The 15,164-nt window shown below is 67.6% G+C and carries 11 protein-coding genes; 5 read left to right on the top strand and 6 right to left on the bottom strand.

From position 1 onward, the window contains the following. Positions 1–14: 14 nt before the first annotated feature. Positions 15–3,017 carry a UPF0182 family protein gene (locus ON40_RS26095; RefSeq protein ID WP_174435072.1) on the bottom strand — a complete coding sequence of 1,001 codons (3,003 nt, stop codon included), beginning with the start codon at positions 3,015–3,017 and terminating at the stop codon, positions 15–17. 232 nt (positions 3,018–3,249) lie between these two features. On the opposite strand from ON40_RS26095, the gene ON40_RS26100 reads away from it, so the two are divergent. Further along, positions 3,250–3,843, top strand: a complete 594-nt coding sequence (locus ON40_RS26100) for a PPA1309 family protein (RefSeq protein WP_040827159.1) — start codon at positions 3,250–3,252, stop codon at positions 3,841–3,843. A gap of 17 nt (positions 3,844–3,860) precedes the next feature. Here the strand turns inward: ON40_RS26100 and ON40_RS26105 are convergent, their stop codons facing one another. Continuing rightward, positions 3,861–4,886: a YlbL family protein gene (locus ON40_RS26105; protein ID WP_218008871.1), complete on the bottom strand. Its 1,026-nt coding sequence runs from the start codon at positions 4,884–4,886 to the stop codon at positions 3,861–3,863. 50 nt (positions 4,887–4,936) lie between these two features. Here ON40_RS26105 and ON40_RS26110 point away from each other — a divergent pair, with 50 nt between their 5' ends. Beyond that, entirely contained in the window at positions 4,937–6,340 is a 1,404-nt protein-coding gene (locus ON40_RS26110) for a zinc-dependent metalloprotease (protein WP_040827163.1), read from the top strand. A 1-nt stretch (position 6,341) separates the two neighbouring features. On the opposite strand, the gene ON40_RS26115 is transcribed toward ON40_RS26110, so the two are convergent. Beyond that, positions 6,342–7,904 (bottom strand): carboxylesterase/lipase family protein, encoded by a 1,563-nt coding sequence (locus ON40_RS26115; protein ID WP_085997805.1) that lies wholly within the window; start codon positions 7,902–7,904, stop codon positions 6,342–6,344. A 285-nt stretch (positions 7,905–8,189) separates the two neighbouring features. Between ON40_RS26115 and ON40_RS26120 the strand changes: the two genes are divergently transcribed. Beyond that, positions 8,190–9,134, top strand: coding sequence for a hypothetical protein (locus ON40_RS26120; protein ID WP_245567997.1), 945 nt, complete (start codon positions 8,190–8,192; stop codon positions 9,132–9,134). Between the two features lie 195 nt (positions 9,135–9,329). Further along, entirely contained in the window at positions 9,330–10,673 is a 1,344-nt protein-coding gene (locus ON40_RS26125; protein WP_040827165.1) for an ABC1 kinase family protein, read from the top strand. Between the two features lie 87 nt (positions 10,674–10,760). On the opposite strand, the gene ON40_RS26130 is transcribed toward ON40_RS26125, so the two are convergent. The 3 genes from ON40_RS26130 to ON40_RS26140 form a co-directional block, all read right to left on the bottom strand. Then, a complete protein-coding gene (locus ON40_RS26130) occupies positions 10,761–11,045 on the bottom strand; it encodes a WhiB family transcriptional regulator (RefSeq protein WP_051193573.1) in 285 nt (94 codons plus the stop codon). 177 nt (positions 11,046–11,222) lie between these two features. Beyond that, positions 11,223–11,543, bottom strand: coding sequence for a hypothetical protein (locus tag ON40_RS26135; RefSeq protein ID WP_040827167.1), 321 nt, complete (start codon positions 11,541–11,543; stop codon positions 11,223–11,225). A 172-nt stretch (positions 11,544–11,715) separates the two neighbouring features. Continuing rightward, complete coding sequence (locus tag ON40_RS26140) at positions 11,716–13,866, bottom strand: ATP-dependent DNA helicase UvrD2 (protein WP_085997806.1); 2,151 nt, start codon at positions 13,864–13,866, stop codon at positions 11,716–11,718. Between the two features lie 278 nt (positions 13,867–14,144). Between ON40_RS26140 and ON40_RS26145 the strand changes: the two genes are divergently transcribed. Continuing rightward, a complete protein-coding gene (locus tag ON40_RS26145) occupies positions 14,145–15,161 on the top strand; it encodes a DUF4189 domain-containing protein (protein ID WP_040827171.1) in 1,017 nt (338 codons plus the stop codon). Positions 15,162–15,164: the final 3 nt, after the last annotated feature.

Raw genomic sequence — 15,164 nt, forward strand, 5'->3', positions numbered from 1 at the left:
GCGAACCGGGCGGACTAACCGCCGGACTTGTTGTAGTCGTCGATGGCCTTCTGCAGATCCTGGAAGGCCGAACCGAGCTTGCCGAGATCACCGGACTTCTGGGCGTCCTGCACATTCTTCAGCGCCGTGTTCAGCTCCTGGACCGCGGTATCGCGCGCGGCCGAGGAACCGGTCGGCGGGATCACGGGCGGAGGCTGGGTGGCACCCTGATTCGGCGTGGAGCTCTGATTCGGTGACGTACTCGTCGCGGCCTGACCCGGCTGCTGGGTCGCGGCCGTGCCCAAGCCGGGTTGCATGCTGTTGAGCGCGTCGCCGAGCGTGGCCTCGTAACCCACGTTGCCGCCGTAACTGGCCAGCACCTTCACCAGCTGCGGGAACGATGCCGCACTGGCACTGTTGCGTTCCAGATACCAAGGCTCCACGTACAGGATGCCGCCGTCCCCGATGGGCAGGGTGAGCAGATTTCCGTATCTGATCTTGTTGGTATTACCGCCGGTCAGGGTCGTTCGCTCATTGGATACGCGGGCATCGGTGGTCATCGATGTCTGCACCTGTTGCGGACCCTGGGTCTGGGAATCGGTCGGTAGCTGCAAGACCGTGAACTTGCCGTAGTCGACCGGATCCGAACTCACCGAGATGTACGCGGCCAGGAACTGACGCTTGTAACCGACCATCGCGCTGGTCAGGTCGAAGGACGGCTGCCCGGTGGCCGGATTGCCCTTGAGGACGTAGTACGGCGGCTGATTGGCACTGGTCGGCGTGTCCGAGGTCGGATCGCTGGGTACCGACCAGAACGCGTTGTTGGTGAAGAACTCGCGCGGGTCGTCCACGTGGTAGCGGCCCAGCATGTCCCGCTGCACCTTGAACAGATCCTCGGGATAGCGGAAGTGCGCGCGCAGCTCCGGGGTGACCGCACTGGCCGGTTTCACCGTGCCCGGGAACACCCCCTCCCATGCCTTGAGCACCGGATCGGTCGGGTCGACGGCGTAGAGGTTGACCGTGCCGTCATAGGCATCGACGGTCGCCTTGACCGAGTTGCGGATGTAGCTGACCTCCTTGCGCGGCAGCACCCGCCCGGTGTTCTGGTCGATGCTGTCCTGGGTCAGCCCGTCCAGCGAGGAGTGCTGGGCGTAGGGGTAGTTGTCCAGGGTGGTGTAGGCGTCCACGACCCACTGGATGCGACCGTCGACCACCGCCGGATAGACGTCGTTGTCGGTGGTCAGCCACGGCGCCACCTGCTGCACGCGGTCGCGGGGATCGCGGTTGTAGATGATCTTCGAATCCGAGCCGATCGCGCCGGAGAACAGGATGTTGCGCTGGGCGTACTTGGCGGCGAAGGCCAGGCGGTTGAACCAGTTGCCGATCGGCACGCCGCCCTTGCCGTCGTAGGTGAATTGCTTCGTGCCGGTGTCGTATTCGCGCGGCGGCTGGTTGTTGCCGCCGACGATGGCGTAGTCGTCGTCGGATTTGGCGATCATCTCGCCGTAGTAGATCCGCGGCTGATCGACCTGGATGGCTTCCTTGTCCTTCTGCGAGAACAGATCGCTGACGGTCGACTTGTCACCGACGTTGAACACCGGGTAGCCGTAGGTGCCCGAACTCGTATTGGTCCCGTTGGCCACGCCCGTGGCCGCCTGCGAGGTCTCCTTCGGCGGCGCGACGTTGACGCGGTTGGCCGGGGAGGCGACGAATCCGTCACCGTGGGTGTAGACGGTGTGCTTGTTGATCCAGTCGGTCTGGTTGCCGGACAGGTTCTGCGGCACCAACTCTCGCGCGGCGACGATGTAGTCCTGGACCTGGCCGTCGATCGTGTAGCGGTCGATGTCGAGCGGATCCGGGAAGCCGTAGAAGTTCTGCAACTGCTGCTTCTGGATGAACGTCTGGGTCAGCAGATTCGGGTCCAGCAGCCGGATGTTCGAGATGGTCTGCTGATCGGCCGGGATGCTGGTCGGATCCTTGGTCTGGTTACCCGAGTAGTCGACGTACTGCACCTTGTCGCCGTCCAGACCGTACGCGTGCCGGGTGGCCTGGATATTGCGCTCGATGTAGGTGGACTCCTTGGTGGCCGCGTTCGGGCGCACCTCGAACTGCTCCACGATCAACGGCCACACCGCGCCGACCAGAATCGAGGACAGCACCAGCAGCGCCGCGGCCATCGCCGGAACGCGCAAGTCCCGCAACACGACTCCGGCGAAGAAGGCCAGCGCACAGATGATCGCGATGGACAGCAGAATCAGTTTCGCGGGGAGCACCGCGTTGATATCGGTGTACGAGCCACCGGTGAACGTGGGCTCCTTGCGGGTGCTCGACAGCAGCGAATACCGGTCGAACCAGTAGGCGATCGCCTTGAGCAGCACGAAGATTCCCGCGATGACCGCCAGCTGGATACGCGCCGGACGGGTCAGCGTGCCCTCGCGCCCGGCCAGGCGCAGACCGCCGAACACGTAGTGCGTCACCAGATTCGCGAAGAACGCGATCACCGTGGCGACGAACAGCCAGTTCAGCAACATCTTGTAGAAGGGCAGATTGAACGCGTAGAAACTGACGTCCAGGTGGAACTGCGGGTCCTTGATGCCGAACGCCCCGCCGTGCAGGAACAGCTGCACCGTCACCCAGCTCGACTGCGCCACCAGGCCGCACAGCAGGCCCACCAGCAGTGGCAGGCCGATGCCGAACAGCCGCAACCGGCCCATCACCGTCGTGCGGTACCGCGCGATCGGATCGTTGGGACCCGAGACCGGGACGAACACCGGCCGCGCCCGGTAGGCCCCCAGCAGCGCCAGCCAGATGATCAGGCCGACCACCAGGGTCACCACCAGGAACAACACGATTCGGGTGAACAGCACGGTGGTGTACACCTTGCGGAAACCGACCTCACCGAACCACAACCAGTTGGTATAGGCGTCGGTCAGCCGCGGCCCGACCAGCAGCAGTGCCGCTATCACGAGGGCTGTCACCAGCAGCACACGGCTGCGGCGAGACAGCGAAGGTAAGCCTGTCGGGGGGCGCATGCCCACGATGCCACTCTCCCAGGTCCGGCGGCGCGCCGGTCCGAGTTCGTGACCGGCGCGCCGCAGTTGCTTGCGTTGCGGGTGGTCCTTACGGACCATTCGGGCCCCACTCTACGTAAATCCTGATCACATGCACCGAACTCCCTGAGGAAGCGGGTGCGTGTGCTGGTGCGAGGTGTGCGCGAGCGAGCGGGGCCGACGAGTGCGCGACGCTTCGATCCCCCTAGACTCACCGCGCGTGACCGTAGACAACCCGGCCTCCGCCCTCTACCGCTGCATTCGCGAAGTGGCGGAGTTCGCCGATGCCGAGGGGTGGGACCGGCCACCGCAGATGTTCGCGCTGGTGCCGACCGCGGATCTGGTGGCCGCCGAACCGGCCCTGCAGGATCAGCTCGACGAGGGCGCGGAGCTGACTCCCATTGCGCAGGAACCACTTCCCGGCGATGTGACCGGTGAACTGGCCCTGGACGAATTCCTGGCCACCACCAGCTGGCCCGAGGCCGTGCGCGGGTGCGTGCTGGTCCAGCAGATCGTGGTGCTGCCCCCCGACGCCGAACAGACCCTGGACGACGCCATCGCCCCGCTGCTCGCCGACCGCGACGCCGCCGACCGCGCCGGCCGCGACGCCGCCATCACCCACCCGGGCCGCCGGGACGCCCGCCTGTACGCGGGCGTCCTGCGCGAGGGCGTCTCACTGTGCCTGCTGCAGGTCCGTCCCGACGAGGACGACGAAGAAGACCCCTTCGGCACCGACCTGGACCTGCGCACCGCCCCCAACCTGGCCCCCAACCTCATCGAGGCTCTCGCCCAAACCCTCGAGAACGAGAACTAGGAGTGTTTCGGCCCCCCTCAGCTGCAGCTGGGGGCGGGCTTTCCGGCGTTCAGGTCGTTGAGGGCGGTGACGGCGGTGGTGAGGGTGTCGACCTTGATCAGTTGCAGCCCCTTCGGGGTGCGCTGACGGGCCTCGTTGCAGTTGTCGGCGGGGACCAGGAAGGTCTGCGCGCCCGCGTCGTGGGCGGCGATCATCTTGTACTGGATGCCGCCGATCGGGCCGACCTTGCCGTCCGGCTCGATGGTGCCGGTGCCCGCGATGAACTTGCCGCCGTTGAGTTTTCCGGTGCTGAGCTTGTCCACCAGACCGAGGCTGAACATCAGCCCGGCGGACGGACCGCCGATATCGGCCAGATTGAAGTCGACCTGGATCGGCCCCTGAGCGACCTCGGTGGGCGTCACGCCGAGATAACCCTTGGCCGAATCATCCGGGCGCGCGGCGAGTTTCACCTCGACGGTCTGCTCGGCTCCGCCGCGGCGCACCACGATCGGCACCACGGCGCCGGGCTTGGCGCCCTGGACCGCGCTCACCACATCCGCGGAATTGGCGACCGGTTTGCCGCCGACGCTCACGATCTGATCGCCGACGCTCAACACTCCCTTGGCCGGGCCGTTGTCGGCGATGCCGCCGACCTGCACATCGGTCGGATACTTCAGGAAGTGCAGTGCGGCCAGTTCCGCGTTGTCCTCGGAATTCTTGAAATCCTGCTGATTGGACTTGTCGACTTGATCACGCGGCACGCCCGGCGGGTAGACCTCCGCACGCGGCACCAGACCGTAGTTTCCGTCGGCCCACAACCCGAACGCCTCGAAGATATTCAGCCCGTCGCGAACGGACACCGTTGTCATATTGAGATTTCCGGAAGTCGGATTCACCGTCGCGCCCCGCACGTCGACGACCTGTTTACCCTCCACCACGCCGAGCGTGTTGAAGGTGGGACCAGGGCCGAGTGCGACGAAGGGCACCGTCACGGCGCTGCCGACGATACCGAGTACCAGGACGGGTATCAGGGCGGCCAACAGGGTGAGGATCCGACGATTCACCCGGCCCACAGTAGCGGCTCCGGTTCCGGCACCCGCGTAGCCTTGGGGGCATGAGCGACGTGCCCTTCGGATTCTCGAACCGCGATGACGACGACGACCGCAAACGCGGCGACGAGCATGGCGGCGCCGGGGCGAACAATCCGTTCGAATTCGCCATGGGCGGTTCGGGCGCGGCATTCGATCCGTCGCAGCTCGGGCAGATGCTGACCTCGCTGGGCCAGATGTTCTCCAATATGGGCCAGCCCGGCTCGCCGCAGGACGGCCCGGTGAACTACGACATCGCCAAGCGCCTGGCCCGCCAGCAACTCGGCGCGAGTGTGCCGCCGGTGTCCCCGGGCTCGCAGAGCGCGGTCAACGATGCCGCACATCTGGCCGAGCTGTGGCTCGACGCGGCGACCACGTTCCCGGCCGGTGCGACCAGGACGGTGGCCTGGACCGCGAACGACTGGATCGAGGAGACGCTGCCGACCTGGAAGCGGCTCTGTGATCCGGTGGCCGAGCAGGTCTCGGGCATGTGGACCACGACGATGCCGCAGGAGGCGCGCGAGTTCGCCGGTCCGATGCTCGGCATGCTCGGGCAGATGGGCGGGCTGGCGTTCGGCTCGCAGCTCGGTCAGGCTCTCGGCCAGCTCGCCGGAGAGGTGCTGACCTCCACCGATATCGGCCTGCCGCTGGGTCCGGACGGCACCGCGGCGCTGCTGCCCGCGGCGATCACCGAATTCAGCAAGGGGCTGGAGCGTCCCGAGAGCGAGATCCTGGTCTATCTGGCTGCCCGCGAGGCCGCCCATCAGCGGTTGTTCGCCCATGTGCCGTGGCTGCGCCAGCAGGTGCTCGGCGCGGTCGAGGACTACGCACGCGGCATCCGGATGGACTTCTCGGCCATCGAGGAGGCCGCGCAGGGGATCGATCCGATGATGTTGGCCGATCCGTCCAAACTCGAGGAGTTGCTCTCGCAGGGCACGTTCGAGCCGCAGACCACACCGGAGCAGAAGGCCGCGCTCGAACGTCTGGAGACGATGCTCGCGCTGATCGAGGGCTGGGTTCAGGTCGTCGTCGCCGAAGCGGTCGGCGATCGGCTGCCCGGTGCAGGCGCGCTGGCCGAAACCCTGCGTCGTCGTCGCGCCACCGGCGGCCCGGCCGAGCAGACCTTCGCGACCCTGGTCGGTCTGGAGCTGCGCCCGCGCAAGCTGCGCGAGGCGGCCGAACTGTGGCGGCGGCTGACCACCGACGCCGGGATGCAGGCCCGCGACGCGATCTGGGCCCACCCCGACCTGCTGCCCAGCTCGACGGATCTGGACAATCCGGCCGGTTTCATCGACGGCGTGATCGGCGGCGGCACAGGCGAATTCGATGATCCGCTCGCCCAGCTGGCCGAGACCGAGGAGCGCGAGCGTCAGGAGCGCGAGGGTAGGTCCGGCGAGCCCGAGAAGGGCGCGGACGGCACCGAGAAGTAGTTCAGCGCGTCCACAGTGGTCGTTGCGCGGCGAACGGGTCCGCTGCCACGTACGACGCGTCGTTCCAGATCATCACCTGACGGGTGCTCGGGGTGTACCGGGGCCAATTCGGTCCCGGATCGCCGTCGCGCACGAATGACACCCAGGCCGCGTGCATTCGGGTGGCCAGGGCCTGCGGTGGATTGTCGCCCTCGACTTCGGTGACGCCCTTCGCGTCCAGTAGGTCGAAGGCGAACGGGATGTCCAGGCAGTGTGCGGCCAGTTCGTGATACCCGCCGGAAGCCGTTGACGTCCGGTCGAATTCGTACAGCCAGGTGGGCCGGTCACGTCGGGCATGCTCCTCGGCGAGCCGGTACGACGGGCCCCGGATGGCCAGATCACTGACGATCTGCCCGATCAGCTGCGCGGCGGTGGAGCTGGGATAGGCTGCGCGATACCCCTTCTCGGTGCTGGCGTCGATCCGCATCCGGGCCAGCGCGGCGGGGGCGGTGGCATCTGTCACCTTCGCCGAGCCCATGGTGAATTCGTGCCGGGTGAATCCCAGTAGCAGTGGAATATCGGCGCTGTTACCCGAAACCAGCAGCTGCGCACTGGATTCGGGGATGAGTTCGTCGTCGGCAACCGGGGCGAGTTGCAGCACAGCGGGATTCGTGTTGCCGGGCCCCGGTTTGGGCACCATGTTCTGGAGCTTGTGCAGCCGGTCCCGGGACAGATCCCGCAGTGCCGCAACGGTTGCGGGCACACCGGTCCGCTTCGTGAACACCGCGGCGCCCGCGGCGGCGGCAGCCCGGTCGTGGGGCTGGGCGACCACGCCGGACTGACAGATTCCGGCGCGGAACAGCGAGCGCGCGGCCGGTGCGGCCATGAGCGCCCACACCGCACCACCGCCCGCGGACTGCCCGGCCACGGTCACCTTCGCCGGGTCACCACCGAATGCGGCGATATTGTCCCGCACCCAGGTCAGCCCGGCGATCCAGTCCAGGACCGCGCGGTTGTCGGGTGCGCCGTCGACGTGCAGGAACCCCTCGATGCCCAGCCGGTAGCCGAGCGAGACCAGCACCACGCCGTCGCGGTTGAATGCCGAACCGTCGTACCAGGGGCTGGCCGGGGAGCCGCCGACGAAGCCGCCGCCGTGAATCCACACCAGCACAGGAAGTTTCGCGCCCGGCGACGGATCCGGCGTGAAGACGTTCAGGCTCAGGTAATCCGTGCCGGCGATACTCGGCTCGGGAATCGTGGTCACCGCCGCGACCGGGTGCAGCTGCGCGGTGGGTCCGTACGCGGTGCAGTCCCGGACCTCGGTCCACGGCGCGGGCGGTACCGGCGCGGCGAACCGCAGGTCCCCCACCGGCGGCTGCGCGTACGGAATTCCCAGGAAGGCGAATCCGGTCGACCGGCGGACCCCGCGCACCGGCCCGAGCGCGGTACGGACGGTATCGTGCGGCATCGAATCAGAATGCCCGGTCGAACAGGCCGCCGCCAAGGCCAGCGCTCCTGCCCCGAGGATCAGCGATCGGCGAGTGAGTCGGTCCGCGGGCACGACGACCGAGCCTAGCGCGGACATCGCGCGGCACCCCACCGGCACCGGCCCGGCAACCGATCACACTCGACGACTCATATGTGACGTGATTCACTCGACCGTCGGTTCGGGGCCTATGAAAAGAGCCTGGTGAAAAACTTTGGGTTCCTGGGGATATCGCATGGGCCCCGGGCGGCGCAGGACAGGGGTGAGCGGGGCGGGGACACGGGGTCGTCCTGAGTGAATGTCCTGTGGATCAGTGGTCGATTCTGTGGATAACCAGGGGTTTTCGTGGTCCCGGCGGCGGCCCTCGCCGCGACACTGGTGCGCATGAACGTCTTTCGCCCTCGTGGGCCGATGTTGCATTCGCGGGTGACGGTGCTGCGGCGTCCGTCGGGGACGGTGCAGTTGGGCTGGGATCCCGAACATGCCGTGGTACTCGAGCCCGCGGGTGTCGCCGCCGACACCGTGGCGGAGTTCCTGCGCCTGCTGGACGGGCTGCGCAGCCATCCGCACATCGTCTGGCAGGCCGACGGTTTGGGGATCGGCGTCGAGAAAACCCTGCGGATGCTGGCCGAACTCGATGCCGCCGGACTGCTGGTCCACCCGCGATCGCGGCCCGCGCGGGTGCACCGGATTCATGTGCACGGTCGCGGGCCGCTGTCCGAGGCCGTCGCCACGGGCGTGCGCCGCCTCGGCCTGCGCCCGACCCGCTCGCGCGAATATCCCACAATTACCGCGGCATCGAACTGGTCCGCCGACGTGGTGGTTCTGGCCGATACCCTCGTCCCCGATCCGATCCTGGTGAACGACCTTGTGCTGTACCGGATTCCGCACCTACCGGTACGCATGCGCGACGGCCGCGGCATCGTCGGCCCGTTGGTGCTGCCCGGCGGCACCAGCTGCCTACGCTGCGCGGATCTCACCCGCGGCGATATCGACCCGGAATGGCCGCATCTGGCCGCCCAACTGCTGGGCCGGATCGGGCACGGTTCCGCCGCCGCGATCACCGCGACCACCGCACTGGTCCTGCGTGATCTCGAGGCGGTGGTCGAATGCGTGACCGAACGCCCACCCCGAACCTTGAACACCACACTGGAATTGGATCCCGACACCCATCGCATCGCCCGACGTCACTGGCCGGTACACCCCGCGTGCGGCTGCCGAATATCGGCCAGGGCCGAGACCGGAGCGATGGCCGGGACCACAACCGCCGAAGCCGAGACCGGGTCCGGGGGCACGGCTGGAGGCGTGGTTGCGGGAAGTGCGAGGTGACGAGACCGGTCGGCGTAACCTCTCCACAGCGGGCTGAGAGCGGCCGCGCGTATTGTGTCGTCACTCACAGTTGAACTCGCCGCGATCCGGACAGCGGTCTCCCGGCCGCCCACAACGACTGTGACACATGCCACGTGCAGGTCTTTTACCCAATTCTCATGGCACGGCGCGTGGTCGGTCGGGAATGATGGGGTTGTGTCTGAGATTGTGAGCCGCCGATCCTCCCGCAATGCCAAGCTGGCCAAGATTCCGCTGGGCATCGCGGGCCGTGCGGCCGTGGGATTCGGCCGCAAACTCGCCGGGGGCGACAAGCAGGAGATCAACGCGGAGCTGAATCAGAAGGCCGCCGAACAGCTGTTCTCCGTCTTGGGTGAACTCAAGGGCGGAGCAATGAAATTCGGACAGGCACTGTCGGTGATGGAGGCCGCGGTGCCGGAGGAGTTCGGCGAGCACTACCGAGACGCGCTCACCCGGTTACAGGCCGCCGCGCCCCCGATGCCCGCCAATGCCGTGCACCGCATGCTCGACCAGCAGCTCGGCACCGCGTGGCGGCAACGCTTCAAGGACTTCGACGACGTTCCGGCCGCCTCGGCGAGCATCGGCCAGGTGCACCGGGCGGTGTGGTCCGACGGCCGGATCGTCGCGGTGAAGGTGCAGTATCCGGGCGCGGACGAAGCGCTGCGCGCGGACCTGAAAACCCTCAACCGGATGGCCGGAATGATGGGTTCGGTCATCCCCGGCGCCGACGTCAAACCGATCCTCGCCGAGATCACCGAGCGCACCGAGGAAGAACTCGACTACCGGCACGAGGCCGCGAATCAACGTCAGTTCGCCAAGGCCTTCGACGGCCATCCGCGATTCGTGGTGCCCAAGGTGGTGGCGAGCGCGCCGAAGGTAATCGTCACCGAATGGCTCGATGCCACACCGGTTTCCGCGATCATCAAGCGCGGAGCCGAGAATCCCGAGGGCACCGTCGAGGAGCGCAACGCCGTCGGCGCGCTGATGGGCGAATTCCACTTCTCCGCCCCCGCGATCGTCGGTCTGCTGCACGCCGATCCGCATCCGGGCAATTTCATGATGCTGCCGGACGGCCGGCTGTCGGTGATCGACTACGGCGCGTGCGCACCGCTGCCCGACGGATTCCCGGCGCTGCTGGGGCAGATGGTGGCCATGGCGGTGGACGAACGGTTCGACGAGCTGACCGCGCTGATGTACGACAACGGCTGGGTCATCCCGGGCCGCACGGTGACGCATCAGGAGATCTCCGATTATCTGCGGCCGTTCACCGATCCGATTCAGACGGAGTCCTTCCACTTCACTCGCAAGTGGATGCAGCGCGTCGCGGGCAAGGCCACCGACATCAACCGGCCGGAGATGAAAACCGGTATGGCCCTGCAACTTCCGGCAGAGCATGTGATGGTGTTCCGGGTACTGGCCGGATCCATCGGGATCTGCGCGCAACTCGACGCCGAGATCCCGTTCATGAAGCTGATGCAGGACTGGGTGCCCGGTTACGTCGAACACCGTTCCGCCAGCTGATAATTCGGACTTTCCCCGGATGAGGGCGAGCCCCGCATCTCCGGTCGAGATGCGGGGCTCGGTGCCGTCCCCCGGAAGTCGTCCGGCTCACGCCAGAGCGACCTTGCGCGGGCGGCCACGGGGCCGCTTGCGGGCGATCACGACACCTTGGTCGAAGATCTCGCCGCCCCAGACCCCCCAGGGCTCAGCACGATCCAGGGCAGCGCTCAGGCAGCCCTTGCGGATCGGGCAGGAAGCGCACAGCGCCTTCGCCTCCTCCAGTTGCGCAGGGCTCTCGGCGAACCAGAGATCGGGGTTGCCGACCCGGCAGGGCAGGCTCAGGGAAACCCCCCGAGTACGGGTAGCCGGGGCCACGGGTGTACGGCATGTCACGCGAAATGCGGTCGCGGTGGACACGTCTTGCTCCTTCAGCTCGTGCAGCGGTCATAGGTGGTGGAAGACAACTGCGTTGTCTCCCGCGAAACCGGGGCCGGTGGCTGAGAGCCGGTAAAACAATGGCCACGGTTTCGCTGGTGCGATCCGTGGCCAGAGGCTGTGGGAAGAGTTTCCCTACCTGAGTCGACTTCGGTGTCGAATCCTGATCACGGTCGCTGGGTGGGCCTGGCGGAGGTGGAATGCCTGCAGCAGATAGGCCGCCATGGGTGCGGCATCGGCTGCGTCGGCTCCGGCATTCGTGAATGCCGGGCGCCAGCTCCGCTCGAGCTTGTCCGTTTTGATTTCACGCTGCGGCGCTTGCAATTCGGCACCGAAAACGCTTGCAACGGAATGCCCGGTCCCCTGCATGGCGAGGACCCCCCGGGAGACGGACGCACCCGGAATCGCCGACACGGCAATGCCGATCGGGGCGATGGTGTTCGCGATTCCGTTCATTTCGTCTGCCTCCCTCCATGAATCGTTGTTCGTCGATGTACTGTGCGCGCGGGGATTGTCCTCCCGTTGCTTGCAATCCACCCTACGGGCGTCTTACAGACCCGCACAACCCATTTTTCACCTGCAGTTTTGGGGGCATGCGGCCACCGGCGAAACGTGGTCGTGCCGGTGGTTATCGCGCTGCCATCCGCGAGCGCACGATCGCCAGCAACTCCGAGCCGAACTGCTCCCGACGCTGCTGTCCCATCCCCGGCACCGCGGCCAGTGCGTCGTCGGTGGTCGGCCACTGTTCGGCGATCGCGGTCAGGATGTTGACGCTGAGCACCGCGAACGGTTTGATCTCCAACTCGTGCGCCTTGTCGCGCCGCCAGTCCTGCAACTCGGCCAACAGCACCGGATCCACCTCGCCGGGGCAGCTCGCACACCGCCCGAGCAGGGTGTCGCGGGAGGCGAGCAGAGAGCGGCCGCACACCCGGCAGACCGGCAAGCGCTTGTTGCGTTCGGTGCCGGGATCGGCGCGGCGAGCCACCAGTGAGGCCGGGGAATCCTCGGGGACCAGGCCGTTCAGGAAGCGGCTGCGCCGGCGCGAGCTGCGTGCGCCCTCGCTGCGGGCCAGCGCCCAGGTCAAGCGCAGATGTTCGCGGGCGCGGGTGACGCCCACGTAGAGCAGTCGGCGCTCCTCCTCGAGCGCCGCCTCGTCGGCGACCGCGCCGCCCTCACCCAGCACGTGCGAGATCGGCAGGGTGCCATCCGCCAGGCCGATCAGGAAAACCGCGTCCCATTCCAGTCCCTTGGCCGCGTGCAGCGAGGCCAGGGTGACGCCCTGCACCGTCGGTGGATGGCGAGCCTCGGCGCGGGCGGCGAGTTCGCGCAGCAGGCCCGGCAGGGCCAGTTCCGGATCGGCCTCGGTGAGTTCCTCGGTGAGACGGACCAGCGCGTTCAACGAGGCCCAGCGTTCGCGGGCCTGCGCACCGCTGGGCTCGACGGCGGTCAGGCCCAGCCGGGACAGGGCCGCGCGCACCAGCGTGATCAACTCCGGGCCGCGGGCATCGGGGAGATCCTCGCGAGATGCGTTCTGGCGCAACGCCTGTACCGCCTGGCGGACCTCCGTGCGCTGGAAGAAACCCTCACCTCCGCGCACCTGATACGGAATACCTGCCTCGGTCAGCGCCTGTTCATAGGCCTCGGACTGGGCGTTGATCCGGTACAGCACGGCGATCTCCGCGGCCGGGACGCCCTTGCTCAGCAGGCGCCCGATCGCCTTGGCGACACCGAGCGCCTCCGCGGGTTCGTGCTCGTATTCACCGAAGGTCGGTTCCGGGCCGTCGGGTCGCTGGCCGATCAGCTGCAGCCGGGTGCCCGCGATCCGGCCGCGGGCCGCGCCGATCACCCGGTTCGCCAGCGCCACCACCTGCGGAGTCGACCGGTAATCGCGTTCGAGGCGGACCACCGTCGCCTCCGGGAAGCGACGCGAGAAGTCCAGCAGATATCCCGGGCTCGCGCCGGTGAAGGAATAGATGGTCTGATTCGCGTCGCCGACGACGGTCAGATCGTCGCGACCGCCCAGCCAGGCATCCAGCACACGCTGCTGCAGCGGCGTGACGTCCTGATATTCGTCGACGACGAAACACCGGTAGCGACCGCGGAACTCCTCGGCCACGGCGGCGTAGTCCTCGAGTGCGGCCGCGGTGTGCAGCAGCAGATCGTCGAAGTCCAGCAGCATGCCCTCGGGCGTGGTCTTGAGCGATTCGTAGCCGGTGTAGACCTCGGCGACCCGCTGCGGGTCGTACGGCGTCTCGCGCCGGTGCCGGGCCGCGGCCGCGGCGTAGTCCTCGGGAGCGATCAAAGATGCTTTGGCCCACTCGATTTCGCCGAGCAGATCGCGCACGCTCTCGGTCGCGGTGGACAGTCCCACCCGGTTCGCCGCCTGCGCGACGATCGGGAACTTACCGTCCACCAGCCGCCACGGCACCTCGCCGACGACCTGCGGCCAGAAGTATCGCAGCTGACGCAGCGCCGCCGCGTGAAAGGTGCGGGCCTGCACCGTATTCGCCGCACCGCCCAGCCCCAGCGAGCGCAATCGCCCACGCAATTCTCCGGCCGCGCGAGCGGTGAACGTCACGGCCAGTACCTGATCGGCCCGGACGTGCCCGGCCGAGACGAGATGGGCGATGCGATGCGTGATCGTGCGGGTCTTGCCCGTACCCGCACCCGCCAGCACACACACCGGGCCGCGAGGCGCCCGGACGGCGGCCGCCTGCTCGGGATCGAGTCCGTCGAGTGGGTGGCCGGACGAGGCGGGCAGAGCGGGCACGGGCTCCATCATGACAGCGCAGTCCGACAGATTCTGCGGGTACCGCCCGCCGCCGTGGTCCCGGCCACGGAAGTTGCCTGCGCGATCGTATCGTCGGCTCCGAAATCCGATGGCACGCCGATTTCGCTGGTGGCACACTACATTCATCGAGCATGCGACGGTCAGCCGGACGTGCGCTACAGTGACGAGCCGATGTGGGCTCGAGAGTACAGACGGGGGTGTTCAGCGGTGGTACCGACAGCAGCGCAACACCTTTCCCTCGTGATTGACACCAAGGCGGTCGACCGGTGAGTTATCCCCCGCAGCCACCCCAGCCGGGTCAGCCCGACGAAGAGGCGGCGAAGCCCACGATCCACTACTCGGGACCACCGGATCAGGCGCCCGGCCAGCCCGCACCGGGTGCTCCGTACCCGCCTCCCGGGCAGTCCTCGCCGGACAACCCGACCCAGCAGATCGGCCAGTCCGCACCGCACAACCCGACGCAGCCGATCGGCCAGTCCGCACCGGGAATTCCGTATCCGGCCGATCACGCCACCCAGATGTACTCGGGTCAGCAGCAGCCGTACACCGCACCGCCGCAGCCGTACACCCCCGAGCAGCCGTACACCGGACCGGCCCAGCCCTATGCGGGCGATCAGGGTTATCCGCAGGGGCAGTATCCGTCCGGTCCGGCGTATCCGCAGGCGCAGTACTCCCCCGAGCAGCAGTATCCGCCGACGCAGGGCTATCCGCCGGGGCAGATTCCACCCGGCCAGATTCCGCCCTACGGGACCGGCGGCCCGGCCGGATCCGGTGGCGGCGGGGGCACCAATATTCCGCTGGTCATCGCGGCGGTCGTGGTCGCGTTGATCGTCGTCGGCGTCGGCGGGTATTTCCTGCTGCGCCCGCATCACAGCGACAGCAACGTCGCGACCGGAACCTCGACCACCACGTCGGCGGAGTCGTCGGAGACCGAGACGACGACCACCGCACCCGAGACCACCACCACCGAACCCGAGCCCGCCGACGAATGGATCGCCGCGACCTACAACGCCGACACCCACCAGGTTTCGTGGGCCAAGAGTTCGGTCGGGTCCGACGACGCCACCTCGCGCGCCAACTCCCAATGCGGCAACAGTTGCCAGCCGGCCACCTGGGCGAAGAACGGCTGCGTCGCGATCGCCGTCGGCGAGCGCGACGGCTGGGCCGGTTCCTGGGGCTCCACCGTGTCGGAGGCCGAATCCAAGGCCATCTCCTCGGCGCAGACGAACTTCAAGGTCAGCGGCCCGTTCCACACCTGGTCCAAGTGCGCCAGCGACAGCTGACCG

The sequence above is a fragment of the Nocardia jiangxiensis NBRC 101359 genome, assembly GCF_000308615.1.
Taxonomy (GTDB): Bacteria; Actinomycetota; Actinomycetes; order Mycobacteriales; family Mycobacteriaceae; genus Nocardia; species Nocardia jiangxiensis.